This is a genomic window from Pseudomonas sp. NFPP24 (assembly GCF_900112095.1).
Lineage (GTDB): Bacteria > Pseudomonadota > Gammaproteobacteria > Pseudomonadales > Pseudomonadaceae > Aquipseudomonas > Aquipseudomonas extremorientalis.
This window is the reverse complement of the sequence record NZ_FOKD01000014.1, coordinates 1-18,544: the sequence shown is the minus strand read 5'-3', so window position 1 is coordinate 18,544 and position 18,544 is coordinate 1. Positions and strand designations below refer to the sequence as shown.

At 59.7% G+C, this 18,544-nt stretch carries 16 protein-coding genes and 1 pseudogene; 9 read left to right on the top strand and 8 right to left on the bottom strand.

The window, feature by feature from the left end; all coding sequences use genetic code 11:
* Positions 1–129: 129 nt before the first annotated feature.
* A complete protein-coding gene (sbcB, locus tag BM026_RS24805) occupies positions 130–1,557 on the top strand; it encodes an exodeoxyribonuclease I (protein ID WP_093530445.1) in 1,428 nt (475 codons plus the stop codon).
* Positions 1,558–1,645: 88 nt separating this feature from the next.
* On the opposite strand, the gene mvaT is transcribed toward sbcB, so the two are convergent.
* Positions 1,646–2,020, bottom strand: a complete 375-nt coding sequence (gene mvaT / locus BM026_RS24800) for a histone-like nucleoid-structuring protein MvaT (protein WP_016970296.1) — start codon at positions 2,018–2,020, stop codon at positions 1,646–1,648.
* A 351-nt stretch (positions 2,021–2,371) separates the two neighbouring features.
* On the opposite strand from mvaT, the gene purU reads away from it, so the two are divergent.
* Together purU and BM026_RS29255 are read left to right on the top strand one after the other, a co-directional pair.
* Positions 2,372–3,220, top strand: a complete 849-nt coding sequence (gene purU / locus BM026_RS24795; protein WP_071489376.1) for a formyltetrahydrofolate deformylase — start codon at positions 2,372–2,374, stop codon at positions 3,218–3,220.
* Positions 3,221–3,306: 86 nt separating this feature from the next.
* Positions 3,307–3,477 (top strand): hypothetical protein, encoded by a 171-nt coding sequence (locus BM026_RS29255; protein ID WP_165447918.1) that lies wholly within the window; start codon positions 3,307–3,309, stop codon positions 3,475–3,477.
* Here BM026_RS29255 and BM026_RS29690 read toward each other — a convergent pair whose 3' ends face one another.
* The gene (locus BM026_RS29690; RefSeq protein WP_371914386.1) at positions 3,478–4,242 is read right to left on the bottom strand and encodes a methyl-accepting chemotaxis protein; all 765 of its coding nucleotides are present in this window, start codon (positions 4,240–4,242) and stop codon (positions 3,478–3,480) included.
* A 93-nt stretch (positions 4,243–4,335) separates the two neighbouring features.
* Positions 4,336–5,367 (bottom strand): annotated as a pseudogene (locus tag BM026_RS29685) (cache domain-containing protein); the annotation flags it as partial.
* 204 nt (positions 5,368–5,571) lie between these two features.
* Here BM026_RS29685 and BM026_RS24785 point away from each other — a divergent pair.
* Complete coding sequence (locus tag BM026_RS24785; protein WP_093530483.1) at positions 5,572–7,050, top strand: helicase HerA-like domain-containing protein; 1,479 nt, start codon at positions 5,572–5,574, stop codon at positions 7,048–7,050.
* Positions 7,051–7,054: 4 nt separating this feature from the next.
* Here the strand turns inward: BM026_RS24785 and BM026_RS24780 are convergent, their stop codons facing one another.
* Positions 7,055–7,510 (bottom strand): DUF721 domain-containing protein, encoded by a 456-nt coding sequence (locus BM026_RS24780; RefSeq protein WP_071489378.1) that lies wholly within the window; start codon positions 7,508–7,510, stop codon positions 7,055–7,057.
* Positions 7,511–7,813: 303 nt separating this feature from the next.
* Between BM026_RS24780 and secA the strand changes: the two genes are divergently transcribed.
* The 3 genes from secA (at position 7,814) to BM026_RS24765 (ending at position 12,848) form a co-directional block, all read left to right on the top strand.
* Positions 7,814–10,549 (top strand): preprotein translocase subunit SecA, encoded by a 2,736-nt coding sequence (gene secA, locus BM026_RS24775; RefSeq protein ID WP_093530443.1) that lies wholly within the window; start codon positions 7,814–7,816, stop codon positions 10,547–10,549.
* A 123-nt stretch (positions 10,550–10,672) separates the two neighbouring features.
* Entirely contained in the window at positions 10,673–11,890 is a 1,218-nt protein-coding gene (gene argJ, locus BM026_RS24770; protein ID WP_071489380.1) for a bifunctional glutamate N-acetyltransferase/amino-acid acetyltransferase ArgJ, read from the top strand.
* Positions 11,891–11,903: 13 nt separating this feature from the next.
* Entirely contained in the window at positions 11,904–12,848 is a 945-nt protein-coding gene (locus BM026_RS24765; protein ID WP_093530441.1) for a Nudix family hydrolase, read from the top strand.
* Between the two features lie 127 nt (positions 12,849–12,975).
* Here the strand turns inward: BM026_RS24765 and BM026_RS24760 are convergent, their stop codons facing one another.
* The 3 genes from BM026_RS24760 to BM026_RS24750 are packed head-to-tail and all read right to left on the bottom strand — an operon-like array spanning position 12,976 to position 16,557.
* Positions 12,976–13,554, bottom strand: a complete 579-nt coding sequence (locus BM026_RS24760; protein ID WP_093530439.1) for a cob(I)yrinic acid a,c-diamide adenosyltransferase — start codon at positions 13,552–13,554, stop codon at positions 12,976–12,978.
* Between the two features lie 2 nt (positions 13,555–13,556).
* A complete protein-coding gene (locus BM026_RS24755) occupies positions 13,557–15,593 on the bottom strand; it encodes a sensor histidine kinase (RefSeq protein ID WP_093513909.1) in 2,037 nt (678 codons plus the stop codon).
* 46 nt (positions 15,594–15,639) lie between these two features.
* On the bottom strand, positions 15,640–16,557 hold the full coding sequence (locus tag BM026_RS24750) for a putative 2-dehydropantoate 2-reductase (protein WP_093530437.1): 918 nt from the start codon (positions 16,555–16,557) through the stop codon (positions 15,640–15,642).
* A gap of 123 nt (positions 16,558–16,680) precedes the next feature.
* Between BM026_RS24750 and BM026_RS24745 the strand changes: the two genes are divergently transcribed.
* Entirely contained in the window at positions 16,681–17,166 is a 486-nt protein-coding gene (locus BM026_RS24745) for a YajQ family cyclic di-GMP-binding protein (RefSeq protein ID WP_071489385.1), read from the top strand.
* 135 nt (positions 17,167–17,301) lie between these two features.
* Positions 17,302–18,144, top strand: coding sequence for a mechanosensitive ion channel family protein (locus BM026_RS24740; RefSeq protein ID WP_071489386.1), 843 nt, complete (start codon positions 17,302–17,304; stop codon positions 18,142–18,144).
* Positions 18,145–18,248: 104 nt separating this feature from the next.
* On the opposite strand, the gene BM026_RS24735 is transcribed toward BM026_RS24740, so the two are convergent.
* On the bottom strand, positions 18,249–18,544 hold a 296-nt coding region (locus BM026_RS24735), incomplete at its 5' end, for a transposase domain-containing protein (protein ID WP_139217576.1).

Here is an 18,544-nt window from a genome sequence, read left to right as displayed (position 1 = left end):
ATGCTAGCAGTGTCGGGGATGGAAGCAACCACTCAAGATTTTGCTGGATGTTTGTACAGTATATTTGGTGCTGGTCGCGGACGCCTTCCAGCGCCTAGACTTTGTCGATCTTCAGTACAGGAACAGCCCGTGACCTCCATTTTCTGGTACGACTATGAAACCACCGGCATCAACCCGCGCAGCGATCGCCCTCTTCAGGTAGCCGGAATTCGTACCGACCTTGAACTCAACGAGATCGGCGCGCCGGTCAATCTCTATTGCCAGCCCAGCGACGATATCCTGCCGCACCCCATCGCCTGTGCGATCACTGGAATCACGCCCGCAATACTCGCGGAAAAAGGCTTGGCCGAGGCCGACTTCATGACTCGGGTGCACACTGAACTGGCCGTCCCGGGTACATGCGGCGCCGGTTACAACACGCTGCGATTTGATGACGAGATGACGCGCTACAGCCTCTATCGGAATTTTTTCGACCCCTACGCACGAGAATGGCAGGGGGGTAACAGTCGCTGGGATTTGATCGACGTGGTTCGCACCGCCTACGCCCTGCGCCCGGAGGGCATCGAGTGGCCGCAGGAGGATGGGCGTGTCACGCTCAAGCTGGAGCGGCTGACCGAAGCCAATGGTATCGACCATGGCCAGGCACACGATGCGTTATCCGATGTGCGTGCCACGATTGCATTGGCTCGGCTGGTACGTGAGAAACAGCCCAAGTTGTATGAATGGCTGTTTCAACTGCGCAGCAAGCAACGGGTGATGGACCAGGTGCGTCTGCTGCAACCGATGGTGCATATTTCCGGGCGTTTCTCTGCCGAACGTCATTACCTGGGGGTGGTGCTGCCGCTTGCATGGCACCCGCGTAATCGCAATGCATTGATTGTCTGTGACCTCGGACTCGACCCGCAAGGGCTGCTGGACCTTGATGCCGATACCTTGCGCCAGCGTCTCTACACTCGCCGTGACGATCTGGCCGACGGTGAACTGCCGGTCCCCCTCAAATTGGTGCATATCAATCGCTGCCCCGTGGTGGCGCCCTTGAATGTGCTGCGCGCAGAAGATCGTGAGCGTCTGCACTTGGACATGAGTATTTATCAGGAGCGGGCGCTGCGGCTAACTGACGCACAGGAACTTTGGCGCGATAAGTTGGCGGCCATTTACGCGCACGAAGACTTCACGCCGAGTTCGGACCCTGAGCAACAGCTTTACGACGGTTTTATCGGAGACCGTGACCGGCGTTTATGTGAACAAGTCCGAACGGCTGAACCTGCGCAATTAGCGCGCCAGCAGTGGCCTTTTGATGACGAGCGTTTGCCTGAATTATTGTTCCGCTACCGAGCACGCAACTTCCCCGATACGTTGAACAGCGAGGAGCAACTGCGCTGGAAACTTTTCTGTCAGCAACGTTTGTCGAGCCCGGAATGGGGCGCACCGAATACCCTTGAGGCGTTTGAACAGGCTCGGCGTGAGTTCGCTATAAGTGCTACACCGTTGCAGTCCCAGGTGCTGGAGCAATGGCAGGAGTATGCGGACTCTCTAGCAACCAGAATGAATCTGTAGTCGGTTTTGCAGACTATGCAGACAATAAAAAACGCCAGCAAGCTGGCGTTTTTTATGTGTAACGGCTCAGGCGCAAGCCTGGTGAGGCTTAGCCCAGCAGGGTAGCCCAACCTTCAACTACGTCGCCGCCCCACTTGGCTTTCCACTCTTTCAGCGTTTTGTGGTTGCCACCTTTGGTTTCAATCACTTCGCCGTTGTGCGGGTTTTTGTACTGTTTGACTTTGCGGGCACGCTTGGTACCGGTAGTTTTTACGGCGCCGCGTGGAGCCTTAACTTTCGACTCTGGATCCAGCAGCGCAATGATGTCACGCAGGGATTTGGAGTATTCACCCATCAGGGCGCGCAATTTACCTTCGAATTCCAGCTCGGTTTGCAGTTTGTCGTCTTGGGACAGGTTCTTCAAACGGGCTTGCAGCTCTTTGATAGCTTCTTCGGTGGCACGGTATTCGTTGATCAGAGACATGTGGACTACCTTATGTAGAGCGCTGATTGACAGGGATAGTGGCCCAATAATAGTCAGGCGGTTTGCCCAAGTAAACATTTAAGGTCGCATTTATGTGAATTACTTTGAATGTTTGTAGCAATGCTATGCATTCGAGTTAATTACCAGGGCGTAGACCCTAAGATAAATCTGCTTGAAAAGCGGGAGCAGCCGTGACGTGGCGCAACAGCCTCATATATGCAGTGGTAAAACCATAGGCTATTAAGGGACAAGGCTGTGGGCGGTGATCAGAATAAACGTTAACGAGTACTGCAGTTTTCCTGCGCAATCGCTAGAATGGCGGCCTTTGCGAAGTTCTGGAGTTTCCCCCTAATGCGCACTTTTCGGCTGGTGATTGCTTGCCCGGACCGGGTCGGCATCGTTGCCAAAGTCAGTAACTTTCTGGCCTCCCACAACGGCTGGATCACCGAGGCGAGTCATCACTCGGACAATCTCAGCGGTTGGTTCTTCATGCGTCACGAGATTCGTGCCGATTCGCTGCCTTTTGGTCTTGATGCCTTCCGCGAAGCGTTTGCGCCGATCGCCGAAGAGTTTTCGATGACCTGGCACATCACCGACACCGAGCAGAAAAAACGCGTGGTGTTGATGGCCAGCCGCGAATCCCACTGCCTGGCCGATTTGCTGCACCGCTGGCACAGTGATGAACTGGACTGCGAGATAGCTTGCGTGATTTCCAACCACGACGACCTGCGCAGCATGGTCGAGTGGCATGGCATTCCGTATTACCACGTGCCGGTCAACCCGCAGGACAAGGAGCCGGCGTTCGCCGAGGTTTCTCGCCTGGTCAAGCAGCACGAGGCTGACGTTGTGGTGCTGGCGCGCTACATGCAAATCCTGCCGCCGGAACTGTGCCGCGAATACGCCGGCAAGGTGATCAACATTCACCACAGCTTCCTGCCGTCGTTCGTAGGGGCCAAGCCGTACCACCAGGCTTCCCTGCGGGGGGTGAAGTTGATCGGCGCGACTTGCCACTACGTCACCGAGGAGCTGGACGCCGGCCCGATCATCGAGCAGGACGTGGTGCGTGTCAGCCACAGCGACAGCATTGAAGACATGGTGCGTTTCGGCCGTGACGTCGAGAAGATGGTCCTGGCCCGAGGCCTGCGCTACCACCTGGAAGACCGCGTGCTGGTGCACGGCAACAAGACAGTGGTGTTCTGACCGACCTGTTGTGATTGAAGAATGAAGGGCCTGGGCGTTAAATCGTTCCAGGCCTTTTTTCTTTGCGCGCCTTTGAGGATTGAGCGATGAGTGATCCGTTGGACAAAGCCACGTCAAAAGCCCCCGCTACGTTGGGGGAGGGGTGTTTGAGTCGATATGACCCGGATGACCTGGACAGCGAGGACGGCACCGAATTTCCCGGTGCCGCCGAGTTGTGGGAGCAGGAGCAGGCCAGGTCCGAGCCTGAGGACTGCTGATCAAATCCGGAAACTACCGACCAATTGCTTCAACCGTGTCGCTTGTTGCTCAAGGTCGGCACATGCTCGCAGCGTGGATTGCAAGTTTTCCACCCCTTCCTGATTGAGGGTGTTGATCTCGGTAATGTCCATGTTGATCGACTCCACCACTGAAGTCTGTTCCTCAGTCGCGGTGGCGACCGACTGGTTCATGCCGTCGATCTCGCCGATGCGCTGGGTCACGCTGTTCAGGCGTTCGCCGGCCAGGTTGGCGATGTCCACGCTGTCGAGGCTATGGCGCTGACTATCACTCATGGTACTGACCGAATCCCGGGCGCCGACTTGCAGTTCCTCGATCATCTTCTGCACTTGCTGCGCGGATTCCTGCGTGCGATGCGCCAGGTTGCGCACTTCATCGGCAACCACCGCAAACCCACGGCCCGCTTCCCCGGCACGTGCCGCTTCAATGGCAGCGTTTAACGCCAGCAGGTTGGTTTGCTGGGAAATACTGGTAATGACTTCGAGAATCTGGCCAATATTCACCGTCTTGCTGTTAAGCGCTTCGATATTGCTGCTGGAAGCGCTGATCATCGCTGACAGCTGATTCATCGCCTTGATATTGCGCTCGACCACTTGCTGGCCGTCCTCAGCCAGATGCCGCGCATCGCTGGCCTGATGGGACGCTTGCGCGGCATTGCGCGCAATTTCCTGGGCGGCTGCGCCCAATTCATTGATGGCGGCGGCGACACTGTTGGTACGGTTGGCCTGCTCGTCGGAGTTGACCATCGACGAGTTGGACGCGCTGACCACCCGCAGTGCTACCTCATTCACCTGTTCGGTGGCTGAGGACACCTCGCGGATCGACGTATGAATACGCTCCACGAAGCGGTTGAACGCGTTACCCAGTGTGCCGAACTCATCATGATTCTGGATGGTCAGACGACGGGTCAGGTCGCCTTCGCCATCGGCAATATCCTGCATGGCGCGGGTCATCACATGCAGCGGTTGCATCAATACGCGGATAAGCATGCCGAGCAGGGCAATGATGATCACCACGGCAATAACCGTGGCTATTACCGCCGAAGTGCGGAATTCGCTGAGCATGGCGAAGGATTTGTCTTTATCTACTGAAATACCGAGGTACCAGTTCACCGAGGGCAGGCCCTTGATCGGTGTAAAGGTCACGATGTTGTCCTTGCCGTTGACCTCGACTTCGCTGAAGTCAGGGCTGATCTTCGGTGTGTTTTTTGGATAAACGTCAGCCAGGGTTTTCATCACCAGGTTTTTGTCCGGGTGTACCAGTACCTTGCCATCGGCGCTGACCAGAAACGCATAGCCCATGCCGCCGAAGTCCAGCGCGCCAATGTTATCCACCAGGGTTTGCAGGCTCAGGTCGCCACCCACTACGCCGATGCTCTGAGCGCCTCGAGTGCTGGGGGTAGCCACGGAGATGATCAATTTGCCGGTGGCCGCATCGATATAGGGTTCGGTCAGGGTTGAGCCGTTGCTGCTTTGGGCGCCCTTGTACCAGGGCCGCACACGCGGGTCGAAACCATCCGGCATCTTGGTGTCGGGGCGGATGGTAAAGGCGCCCTGACTGTCGCCGACGTAGGTCGCCATAAATGAGGACGTCAGGGTTTTCTGTTCCAACAGGCCGGCAACCGCAGACGGCTCGGGGTTGATGGCGATGTTTTGTGCGGCGTTTTCCACCAGCGCAATACGCCCGCTAAGCCAGGTTTGAATGTTGCTGGCGGTGACGTCGCCCATTTCATGCAGGTAGTTGTTGAGGTCGTCGCGAATGGCGTTGCGTTGCAGGTAGTCGTTGTAGAGGGTAAACAGCGCGAAAGCCGCGATGACGATAAGGGAGGCTGCAAGCAGGATTTTGTGGCTGAAGCGCAGATTTTTATTCATGGCTTGTAGGGTCCGCTAAGGTCTTAATATCCAAGGCGCGTCCTTGTGGGATGCGCAAAATGACAGCGTCAAAAAAGGTGTGATACTTCTTGTAGTAGCTCTGGTGGTCCATGTAGGAACTATCTGACCTATTTTTAGACTTTGTGGGTCTCACATCTGCCTGTATCGACCTGGCGACACTAAAGATTAACCATGGGTGACGAAATGCCTGACTCCTCGCAACTGCTTATCGGTGCCGATCTTTCCGGCCAGCCCATCGCCCAGGCCATGCGGTTGGCCAATCGCCACGGGTTGATCGCCGGTGCCACCGGCACGGGCAAGACCGTTACATTGCAACGCCTGGCGGAAGCCTTCAGTGACGCCGGCGTGGCGGTGTTTGCCGCGGACATCAAAGGGGACCTTTGCGGCCTGGGCGCCGCAGCGAACCCGCAAGGCAAGGTCGCCGAGCGCATCGCCGGCATGCCTTTCCTGAACTACACGGCCAAGGCTTATCCGGTCACGCTGTGGGATATCCACGGGCAGTCCGGTCATCCATTGCGCACCACCATCAGCGAGATGGGCCCGTTGTTGCTCGGTAGTCTCCTGGAGCTCACGGACAGCCAACAGTCGGCGCTTTACGCAGCGTTCAAGGTGGCGGATCGCGAAGGCTTGCTGTTGCTGGACCTCAAGGACCTCAAAGCGCTGCTTAACCACCTGCGCTATCACCCGGAATTACTGGGTGAAGACGCGGCGCTGATGACCACCGGATCCAGCCAGGCCCTCTTGCGGCGCCTGGCGGTGCTGGAGCAACAGGGCGCTGAAGCCTTGTTTGGCGAACCGGCCCTGCAGTTGGAAGACATCCTGCAACCCACCAGCGATGGGCGCGGGCGCATCCATCTGCTGGACGCCAGCCGCCTGGTGCACGAGGCGCCGAAGGTGTATGCGACGTTCCTGCTGTGGCTGTTGGCGGAGCTATTCGAGCAACTGCCCGAGCGTGGCGATGCAGACAAGCCGCTGCTTGCACTGTTTTTTGATGAAGCTCATTTGTTGTTCACCGATACGCCCAAGGCCTTGCAGGAGCGCCTGGAACAGGTGGTGCGGCTGATTCGCTCCAAAGGCGTCGGTGTGTATTTCGTCACTCAATCGCCAGGCGACCTGCCGGACAGCGTGTTGGCCCAACTCGGCCTGCGCATCCAGCATGGCTTGCGGGCGTTCACCACCAAGGAACAGAAATCCCTGCGCGCCGTAGCGGATGGGTTTCGGCCAAACCCTGCATTTGATGCCTTGTCGGTATTGACGGAACTGGGCACAGGTGAGGCCTTGGTGGGCACCTTGCAGGAAAAAGGCACGCCGGAAGTCGTCCAGCGCGTTTTGGTGGCACCGCCGCAATCACGGATAGGGCCGCTCAGCGAAGCCGAACGCGCCGCGTTGGTAGCCAGCTCGCCGCTGCAGGGGCGTTATGACAAGCCGATCGACCGGGAGTCCGCTTACGAAGTGCTGATGTCACGCAAGGCGCTTGGCCCGACCGAAGAAACCAGGCCGACCAACGACGAGCCGAGCTTCACCGACAGGGCCGGTGCATTTCTGGGCACCACGGCAGGCAAGGCGTTGAAATCGGCGATGCAGCAGGCCGTCAATCAGATGGGACGGCAACTGGTGCGTGGTTTGTTGGGATCGTTGCTAGGCGGCAGCAAGCGCAAATAGAGACTCAGGGTTTGGGCCTGGCGTGGGCTGCCAGCCGCTCAAGTGCAGCGCGCAAGGCGGGGTTGCTGATCCCGTCGGCTGTTGCCTGAATGGTTTCGGCGGCATTCGTCGACAGGTCGTGAGTATGCTCCACCACGGCAGGCAGGGTGGTGGGCGGTTGTACCTTGAACTGGATGCGCGTCAGTCCGGCGAATTCATCAAAGGCCATCAATTGACGTTGCAGGCGTTTTTGCTGATAACGCAGACGTGTCGCCCAATGGCCATCTGTGACAATTAGCAGCAGGTTGCCTTCGCGCCAGGACGCTACGCGGCAGTGTTCGCGCGCGGCCGGTTGCAGCTGGCTTTCAAGCAGGCGTTGCAGGCGGCCCAGGCGTTGCGCATGGCCGAAGATGGCTTTCAGCGGCTTGGCATCACGAAGCAACACCGCAGGCGCGCGGGCTGGTGAGGGGCGAAATGCCATTATTGGACACCTTAAGTAACAGAGCTGCCATCGTAGCAGAAAGCCCCCGTACGCCCCAGGCGCTGCATCCATGGGTTTTGCTCGTGAAATCAATCGGTAACTTCTGCGCTCCATGGGTTGAAGTTCCGGTAAAAGCCCTTATTTTAAACAAGCCCTCTCACCGCCCCATGCCAGCATCGGGGAACAACGCCACTTTCCTCACCCACGATTCCGGGTAGAATGCGCGTTCGCATGCGGCCGTGAGGGCTGCTCGGGCCACTCACGGTGCGCCCTCCATCCCTATGTGTGGAAGAACCTGCCGATATGTTTGCGCCTTTGTTAAAGAAACTTTTTGGAAGCAAGAATGAGCGCGAAGTCAAACGCATGCTCAAGACGGTGCAGCTGGTCAATGCCTTCGAAGAGCAGATGGTTGCCCTTTCGGACGAGCAATTGCGCGCCAAGACCCAAGAGTTCAAGGCCCGCATAGCCAAAGGTGAAACCCTCGACAAGCTGCTTCCCGAAGCCTTTGCGGTCGCCCGTGAAGCCGGTAAGCGTGTCATGGGCATGCGCCACTTCGACGTCCAGTTGATCGGCGGCATGACCTTGCATGAAGGCATGATTGCCGAAATGCGCACCGGTGAAGGCAAGACCCTGGTGGCGACCCTGGGCGTTTACCTCAACGCATTGTCCGGCAAGGGCGTGCACGTGGTGACGGTGAACGACTACCTGGCTCGCCGCGATGCCAACTGGATGCGCCCGCTCTATGAATTCCTCGGCCTGACCGTCGGCGTGGTAACGCCGTTCCAGCCGCCGGAGGAGAAGCGCGCCGCCTATGCCGCCGACATCACCTACGGCACCAACAACGAATTCGGTTTCGACTACCTGCGCGACAACATGGCGTTCAGCATGGAAGAAAAATTCCAGCGCGAACTCAACTTTGCCGTGATCGACGAAGTCGACTCCATCCTCATCGACGAAGCCCGTACCCCGCTGATCATCTCCGGCCAGGCCGAAGACAGCTCGCGCCTGTACACCGAGATCAACAAGTTGATCCCGCGCCTGGAGCAGCACATCGAGGAAGTCGAAGGCGTGGTGACCAAAGAAGGCCACTTCACCATCGACGAGAAGACCCGCCAGGTCGAACTCAACGAAGCCGGTCACCAGTTCGTCGAAGAAATGCTGACCCAGATCGGCGAGCTGGCCGAGGGGGAAAGCCTGTACTCGGCGCACAACCTGGGCCTGTTGACCCACGTGTATGCCGGCCTGCGTGCCCACAAGCTGTTCCATCGCAATGTCGAGTACATCGTGCAGGACGGCCAGGTCGTGCTGGTCGACGAGCACACCGGCCGTACCATGCCGGGTCGCCGTCTGTCCGAAGGCCTGCACCAAGCCATCGAAGCGAAGGAACACCTCAACATCCAGGCTGAAAGCCAGACGTTGGCGTCCACCACCTTCCAGAACTACTTCCGTCTTTACAACAAACTGTCCGGCATGACCGGTACGGCCGACACCGAAGCGTTCGAATTCCACCAGATCTACGGTCTGTCGGTGGTGGTTATCCCGCCGAACAAGCCACTGGCGCGTAAGGACTACAACGACCTGGTGTTCCTGACCGCCGAAGAGAAGTACGCGGCGATCATCAATGACATCAAGGACGGCATGGCCAAGGGCCGTCCGATTCTGGTGGGTACCGCCACCATCGAGACTTCCGAGCATGTGTCCAACCTGCTCAACAAGGAAGGCATCGAGCACAAGGTCCTCAACGCCAAGTTCCACGAAAAAGAAGCCGAGATCATCGCCCAGGCCGGTCGTCCGGGCGCACTGACCATCGCCACCAACATGGCGGGTCGTGGTACCGACATCCTGTTGGGCGGCAACTGGGAAGTGGAAGTCGCGGCCCTGGACAACCCGAGCCCCGAGCAGATCGCCCAGATCAAGGCCGACTGGCAGAAGCGCCACCAGGCCGTGCTGGAATCCGGCGGCCTGCAGGTGATCGCTTCCGAGCGTCACGAATCGCGCCGTATCGACAACCAGCTGCGTGGCCGTGCCGGTCGCCAGGGTGACGCCGGTTCCAGCCGCTTCTACCTGTCCCTGGAAGACAGCCTGATGCGCATCTTCGCCTCGGACCGCGTGAAAAACTTCATGAAGGCCCTGGGCATGCAGTCCGGTGAAGCGATCGAGCACCGCATGGTGACCAACGCCATCGAGAAGGCGCAGCGCAAGGTTGAAGGCCGCAACTTCGATATTCGTAAGCAACTGCTCGAGTTCGATGACGTCAACAACGAACAGCGTAAAGTGATCTATCACATGCGTAACACGTTGCTGGCCGCCGACAACATTGGCGAGACCATCGCCGATTTCCGCCAGGACGTGCTCAACGCCACCGTCAGCGCGCACATCCCGCCACAATCCCTGCCTGAGCAGTGGGATGTTGCCGGCCTGGAAGCGGCGTTGAAGAGCGACTTCGGTGTCGACTTGCCGGTCCAGCAGTGGTTGGACGAAGACGACCATCTTTACGAAGAAACCCTGCGCGAAAAACTGATGGCCGAATTGCTGGCCGCGTACAACGAGAAAGAAGAGCAGGCGAGTGCCGAAGCACTGCGCACCTTCGAGAAGCAAATCGTTCTGCGCGTGCTGGACGACCTGTGGAAAGACCACCTGTCGACCATGGACCACCTGCGTCACGGCATTCACCTGCGCGGTTACGCCCAGAAGAACCCGAAGCAGGAGTACAAGCGCGAGTCGTACACGCTGTTCTCCGAACTGCTGGATTCGATCAAGCGCGATTCCATCCGTGTGCTCTCCCACGTTCAGGTGCGTCGCGAAGACCCGATCGAGGAAGAGGCCCGCCTGCGTCAGGAAGCCGAGGCACTGGCTGCGCGTATGCAGTTCCAGCACGACGAAGCACCGGGCCTGGAAGCCCCTGAGGTATTGGGCGAAGAGATCGATGTGGCCCTGGCTCAAAGCCCGGTGCGCAACGAACAGAAGCTGGGTCGCAACGAGCTGTGCTGGTGCGGCTCGGGCAAGAAGTTCAAACACTGCCACGGCCAGATCGAATAGGATTTCCGCCTGACGCTGCAACACCCTGCGCCGCGACCGGCTCCTGCCGTCGCGGCGTTTTGCCATTAATTTCACCGTCGCTCACGACGGCACAGACATCACCCATTTTTAAGGAGCGCATTCATGGCTGTTGGTCTTGGTCCTTTGCCCACGTTGCACCCGGTTGCCGGTTTTGAACTCGGTATCGCTTCGGCCGGCATCAAGCGCCCGGGGCGCAAGGATGTGGTCGTGATGCGTTGCGCCGAAGGCTCGACCGTTGCTGGTGTGTTCACCCTCAACGCCTTCTGCGCCGCGCCGGTGATCCTGGCCAAGCAACGCGTGGCCGGTACCATCCGCTACCTGCTGACCAACACCGGTAATGCCAACGCTGGCACCGGCGAGCCAGGTCTGGTAGCGGCGGCGCGTACCTGCGCCAAGCTGGCCCAACTGACCGGCGTGGACGCCAGCCAAGTGCTGCCGTATTCCACCGGCGTGATCGGTGAGCCATTGCCCGTCGAGAAAATCGAAGGCGCGCTGCAAGCCGCATTGGACGACCTGTCTGTGGATAACTGGGCGGCCGCCGCCACCGGCATCATGACCACCGACACCCTGCCAAAAGGCGCCAGCCGTCAGTTCGTGCACGACGGCGTGACTGTCACCGTGACCGGCATCAGCAAAGGTGCGGGCATGATCCGTCCAAACATGGCCACCATGCTCGGCTACATCGCCACCGACGCCAAAGTCTCCCGCGACGTGCTGCACAGCCTGATCCTGGACGGCGCCAACAAGTCGTTCAACCGCATCACCATCGATGGCGACACTTCGACCAACGACTGCTGCATGCTGATCGCCACCGGCCAGGCCAACCTGCCGGAGATCACCGAGGCCAGCGGCCCGCTGTTCGCCGCGTTGAAGCAGGCGGTGTTTGAAGTGTGCATGGACGTGGCGCAGGCCATCGTGCGGGACGGCGAGGGCGCGACCAAGTTCGTGACGGTTGAAGTCAACGGCGGCGCTAACCACCAGGAATGCCTGGACGTGGGTTACACCGTGGCTCACTCGCCACTGATCAAGACCGCGCTGTTCGCCTCTGACCCGAACTGGGGCCGTATCCTGGCGGCCGTCGGCCGCGCCGGTGTGCCGGACCTGGACGTGAGCAAGATCGATGTGTTCCTGGGCGATGTGTGCATTGCCAGCCGTGGCGCCCGTGCTGAAACCTACACCGAAGCCCAGGGTTCGGCGGTCATGCAGCAGGAAGAAATCACCATCCGCATCGAGTTGGGTCGCGGCGAATGCAGCGAAACCATCTGGACCACTGACCTGTCCCACGAGTACGTGAAGATCAACGCGGAATACCGTACCTAAGAGGATAAGCGCGGTGAAACGAGTGCATGTAGCAGCAGCGGTGATCCGCGGTGTCGACGGCAAAATCCTGCTGGCGCGCCGCGCCGATACCCAGCATCAGGGCGGCCTCTGGGAGTTTCCCGGCGGCAAGGTGGAAGCCAATGAATCGGTAGCCGGCGCACTGTCCCGCGAATTGCAGGAAGAGCTGGGCATCCAGGTCACCACGGCGCGACCGCTGATCAAGGTGCAGCATGACTACCCGGACAAGCAGGTGTTACTGGATGTCTGGGAAGTCTCGGCTTTTACCGGTGAGCCCCATGGCGCCGAAGGGCAACCGCTGGAGTGGGTGGCGCCCCGGGATCTGCTCAACTACGAGTTCCCGGCGGCCAATGCACCGATCGTTGCGGCTGCGCGTTTACCTGCCGAGTACCTGATCACACCGGGCGAACTGGAAACCCCGACGTTACTGCGGGGTATTCAGAAAGCCATTGCTGGCGGCATCAAGCTGGTGCAACTGCGCGCGCCCAACGGCTACGACCCCAAATACCGCGACCTTGCGGTGGATGCGGTGGGCCTGTGTGCGGGCAAGGCCCAGTTGATGCTCAAGGGGCCGTTTGAATGGCTGGGGGATTTTCCTGCGGCCGGTTGGCACATGACCTCGGCGCAATTGCGCAAATACGCCAGCAAGGGGCGCCCGTTGCCAAAGGATCGCTGGCTGGCTGCTTCCTGCCATAACGCCGAGGAATTGGCTCTGGCAGAAATGATGGACGTGGATTTTGTCACGCTGTCGCCGGTGCAACCGACCCATACCCATCCTGATGCGCAGCCGTTGGGTTGGGAGCAGGCCGCAGAGCTGATCCGTGGGTTCAGCAAACCGGTGTTTCTGTTGGGCGGGGTTGGACCCGCCGAGCGGGAGAAGGCTTGGGAGGCTGGGGCCCAAGGTGTAGCAGGGATTCGCGCGTTCTGGCCTGAGATTTGAGGCTGTTCTGACCGGCCTTATCGGGGAGGCAAGCCCCCTCCCACATTCGACCGAGTTCTACCGTTGGAATGCGGTCAAATGTGGGAGTGGGCTTGCTTGCGAAGGCGTCAGATCAGGCGCTGGATAATCAGTGGGGTTTAGCGGCAGCCTGCCATAAAACCTCGGCCACGCCCTGGCGCCTTGCAATCACCCGCGCCGCCACAAACAGCAAATCCGACAACCGATTGATATACGCCAACCCCACCCCTTCCAACGGCTCGATCGCATTCAACTGCTGACACCGCCGCTCCGCACTGCGCGCCAGGCTGCGGCACATATGGGCCTGGGCGATCAACGCCGAGCCTCCGGGCAGGATGAAGTTCTCCAGCGGTCCCACTTCTTCATTCCAGCGGTCAATCGCCGCCTCCAGCCGGTCCACTTCCGCCGCATTCAACGCCTTGTACACCGGCATCGCCAACTCGCCCCCCAAGTCGAACAAGCGATGCTGGCAAGGCGTAAGCACCTCGATCACATCCTTCAGTTCCGGATGTTTGCCACTCTGTTCTTCCAGGCTGGCCAGTAACAAGCCCAACTGGCTGTTCAACGTATCAACCTCGCCAATGGCCTCCACCCGTGGGTGATCCTTGGGCAAGCGGCGGCCGTCGCCCAGGCCGGTTTCGCCCTTGTCGCCGGTGCGGGTGTAGATTTTCGACAGGCGAAAGCCCATGTTCATTGCTCCAGTTGGGTGAGTTCGTAAGGCGGCAGTTGGCTGCCGGCCAGGGGTAAGCGCAAGGTAAAGCAGGTGCCCTGACCGAGGGTGGAGTGCACTTCCATCTGACCTTTGTGGTTGTTGGTGATGATGAAATATGACACCGACAGCCCAAGCCCGGTGCCCTGGCCGATTTCCTTGGTGGTGAAGAACGGCTCGAAAGTGCGTTTGCGCACGTTTTCGCTCATGCCGATGCCGTTGTCTTCCACCTGGATCTCTGCCCACGGCGGGTTGAGGCGGGTACGCAGGATGATGCGCCCCGGTTCGCTGTCGTCTTCACGCAGGTGGATGGCCTGGGCCGCGTTTTTCAGCAGGTTGAGCAGGACCTGTTCGAGTTCGTTGGCGGTGCCGGGGACCGGACCCAGTTGGGGATCGAACTGGCGGATGATCGCCTGGCCCTTGAAGTCAAAGCCGATGGCCAGGTCGAAATCGTTGCCGGCGATCTCCACCGCCTGGTCGATCAATGCCGGCAAGTCGCAAGGCGCCATCTGCCGGTTGCTGCGGCGACTGAAACTGAGCATATGGGTGACGATCTTCGCCGCCCGCGCCCCGGCCTGCTGGATGCCGTCGAGCAACTGCGGCACTTCGCGGCTTTGCAGGTAGCGGTTGACGGTCTCCAGCTCGATACCCACCTGTTCCGCGTGTTCCAGGTTCTTCGGCAAGTCGGGGGACAAGCGGCGGCGGATGTTCTGCACGTTATGCAGGATCGCGCCCAGCGGGTTGTTGATCTCGTGGGCCATGCCGGCGGCCAGGCCGCCGACGGAGAGCATTTTCTCCGACTGCACCATCATTTCTTCCAGGGACAGGCGCTGGGTGATGTCATCGATGCGGATCACCACGCCACGTCCGGCACCGCCCATCAGCGGGTAAAACGTGAGGGCATAGTGCTTGGCTTCGTCGTCCTTGAACCAGGTGACGCGTTCGATGCGCTCCACCGTGTGTTGCTCGACCGCCGCCCTGATCTGCGGCAAGTAAGGCTTGAGCGGCTGGAAGGCCAGGTAGATCGGCTGATTCAGGGCTTCATCCAGGCGCGTGCCGGAGAGGGCGCTGGCTTCCTGGTTCCATTGGGTGACGTAGAGCTGTTCATCCAGGGCGATCAAGGCCGAGGGCATCGAGTCGATGATGCTGTTCAGGTAATTCTGGAAACCGGTGAGCTTTTTCTCGATCTTGCTGCGGACCTGGACTTCCAGCTCCAGCTTGCGGTTGGTGTGGCGCGTCTCCTCGGCCAAGCCTTGGGCCTGGTCGTACGCCGCCTGGGAGTCGTCCCGTGCACGCTTGAGCTGCTGCTCTCGGGCTTCGATGCGCGACAGCATGGTGTTGAAGGCTTCGGCCAGGCTGCCGATTTCATCGCGGTTACCGCGACCGGCACGCAGGGCGTAGTTCTCTTCGCGGGTGACCTGGCGCGACAGTTCTTCCAGCTCGTGGATCGGCCGGGTGATCAGGCGTTTGATCTGGCGGGCGATGACCAGCCACAACAGTACGCTGAAAATCAGGATGCCCAGGCTGGCTGTCAGCGTGCCGGTGTAGAACGCCACTGGCAGCTCGCTGCTGGCCACCAGCAGCAAATGCCCGGACGGTTGGCCGGCGCGAGGCAGGGTGATGACTTGGTTGCTGCGAAACTCGGTGACACGCCAGGCCTCGATATGCCGGTAGTTATCGGGAAGGTGCAGGCGGTCACCGTGTTGCATCTGCGCTAAACGGTTGCCTTCGCCGTCGTACAGGGCGGCGGCGCGCAACGGCGAATAGCTGGTCAGTTCATTGAGCAATGCGTCGGCCTTGGCCGGCGATTCGAGGGCCTCGGCGGCGAGCGCCGGGTTGGACACCAGGCGGCCGATGGCCTGCAAGGCCTGGGGCGCCATGCTTTCCTGGGAAATCCAGTAGGCGGCGCTGATAAAGGTCAGGTTGGCCACCAGCAGTACGGTGGTCAACAGCACCAGCAAGGCGGCCAGCAGTTTCTGCCCGACCGGTAGGTTTTCAAGACGCTGGCGCAGCGGCATCAGGGTTTTCCCAGGTGATAGACAGGCGGGCAGGGTAGCGCGTGGTTCAGTCGCGGGGCAATCCGCGTGCAAGCAACTGCTCGACCAGGCGCACTTTTAGCTGTTGAAGGTGCGGCAGGTTCAGTTGGTGGTGGGCGGCCGCCTGGCAAGCATAGCCCAATAGGTAGCTGATTTCGGTGCGGCGGCCGGCGGCCACGTCCTGGTACATGGAGGAGTAGTTCGCGGCGGTGGCCTGGATCACCCGTTTCACCTCGTGTTGCAGGTCCAGCGCGGCGTCGGGCTGGCCGCAGCATTCCAGCAGTTCGCCGAGTTCGGCGCACAGGGTGGCGACTTCGCACTGGTGGGCCTGTAGCTCGCCATTGCGGCACTGATACAGCACGGTCAGCGGGTTGATGGCGCAATTGAGCGCCAGCTTGCGCCAGAGCCGCGTGAGGATGTCAGTGCTCCAATCGTGGGGGATGCCGGCGGCGTGCAAGTCGTCGAGCCACAGCGGCGGGGTAGGGTGGCCCGCATCGCCCAGCCAGGTGTAGCCATGGCCGGCGAACACCACGCGCCAGTCGCCATCGCGAAACGCGCCTTCGGTGCTGGAGGCGAAGATGCAGCGGGCCTGGGGCAGTTGCGCGGCGATGGCATCCTGGCTGCCCAGGCCGTTCTGTAACAGGATTAGTTCGGCGTCCAGTGCAAGGCGGTGTTGCAACTGTGCGACGGCGGCTTGAGCGTCGTAGGCTTTGCATGCCACCAGCAGGCGATGAATCGGCCCCGGACTGTCAGCTGTTTCGCCGATCACCGGGTAGGTGTGTTCTACACCTTGTTCCACCAGGGTCAGCCCCTTGGCTGCCTGATAACTGGCCAAGCGCGCTTCATCGCGCAGGATCAACCGTACGGGCACGCCAGCGCGCGCCAGGCGAGTGGCCCAAAGGGTGCCCAGGCTGCCGGCGCCGAGAATATGCCAGGTGGTCGACATCAGTTTTTGCTCCGTAGGGTCGCCCGCAGCGAACGGGACGAAAGAACCGCTATAATGCCCCGGCATTTTAGCTTGGGCGCGCTCCATCTCTACTGAGCCCGCCCCTTATATTGGAGATATGACATGCCTTCGTTCGACGTGGTATCCGAACTGGACAAACACGAAGTCACCAACGCCGTCGAGAACGCCGTCAAGGAGCTGGATCGCCGCTATGACTTGAAAGGCAAGGGCAGCTTCGAATTCAAGGAAAAAGAGCTGACCGTCAACCTGACCGCTGAAGCCGATTTCCAGCTGGAAGCGATGATCGAGATCCTCAAGCTGTCGCTGGTCAAGCGCAAGATCGATGTGCAGTGCCTTGAAGTAAAGGACGCCTACGCCTCCGGCAAATTGATGAAGCAGGAAGCCGTGCTCAAGGAAGGCATCGACAAGGAGCTGGCGAAGAAGATCGTCGCCCACATCAAGGACGCCAAGCTGAAAGTCCAGGCCGCGATCCAGGGTGAACAGGTACGCGTTACCGGCAAGAAGCGTGACGACCTGCAAGAAGCCATCGCGGCCCTGCGCGCCAAGACCTTCGACATGCCGCTGCAGTTCAATAACTTCCGCGACTGATTGCACATTGGGGAACCTGTGGGCGTTTTTGACGTCCCACGCCCCACAACCTGCGCCTACTATTGAGCCCTCCTGGGCTCAATTGCATTTATGGCCACTCGATACGCCGAACATCCGGTAACCAGGAGAATGTAGATGGATTTCAATGCTGAAGTGGATCACCTGATCAAGACCTCAGAGTCGTGGCTGCCGATGATCATGGAATACGGCAGCCGGTTTTTGCTGGCGGTGGTCACCCTGGCCATCGGTTGGTGGCTGATCAATGTGTTGACCCACCGCGTGGGACGTTTGCTGGCAATGCGCAATGCCGACCTGGCCCTGCAACACTTCATTACCAGCCTGGCGAACATTGCGCTCAAAGTCATGCTGGTGGTCAACGTGGCCTCGATGATCGGCGTGGCAACCACCTCGTTCGTAGCCGCGATTGGTGCCGCCACCCTGGCTATCGGCCTGGCCTTGCAAGGCAGCCTGGCGAACTTTGCCGGCGGCGTGCTGATTCTGCTGTTCCGCCCGTTCCGCATTGGTGACTGGATCGAAGCCCAGGGCACCTCGGGTACCGTCGACAGCATCCAGATCTTCCACACCGTGCTGCGCACCGGCGACAACAAGACCGTGATCATCCCTAACGGCAGCCTGTCCAACGGCCTGATCACCAACACCAACCGCCAGCCGACCCGCAAGGTGGTGTTTGATGTGGGTGTGGACTATGAAGCCGACCTGCAGAAAGCCCGTGAAGTGCTGCTGGAGCTGGCGAAGGATCCGCGCGTACTGGCCGATCCGGCCGCCGTGGCGGTGGTTTCGACTTTGGGCGACAGTTCGATCACCGTTTCCCTGCGTTGCTGGACCAAGACAGCGGATTATTGGGATGTGATGTTCATGTTGAATGAACTGGCGCGTGACCGTTTGAAAGCGGCGGGAATTGATATTCCATTTCCGCAGCGGGTTATTCGTGTGATGCAGGAAAGTGTTACGAAGTAACTAAGGACAATGGCGTTGAACTTGGCCAAAAGGTCAGGTTCAAGGTCGACGGGTTAATCGTAAGCGATCCATAAACCCCACCTATCCCAAGGTGAGTCAACGGTTTACCGTGGCATCTCCGGTGAGCAGTTCCACGGCAGCAAGGCTTCGTAGTCTTCGACCGTCGAGGCATATGGCAACCGCTCCAGTACGTGGCGCAGCCACGTATAGGGCTCCTGGCCGTTGACCTTGGCGGTCTCGACCAAGCTGTAAATCTTTGCGCTGGCGGCGGCGCCGTTGACGGTATCACTGAACAACCAAGCTTTGCGTCCGATCACAAACGGCTTGATCGCTCTTTCAGCGGCGTTGTTGTCGATGGGTAAATAACCCGCTTCGACATAGCGCTCCAGTCGGTTCCAGT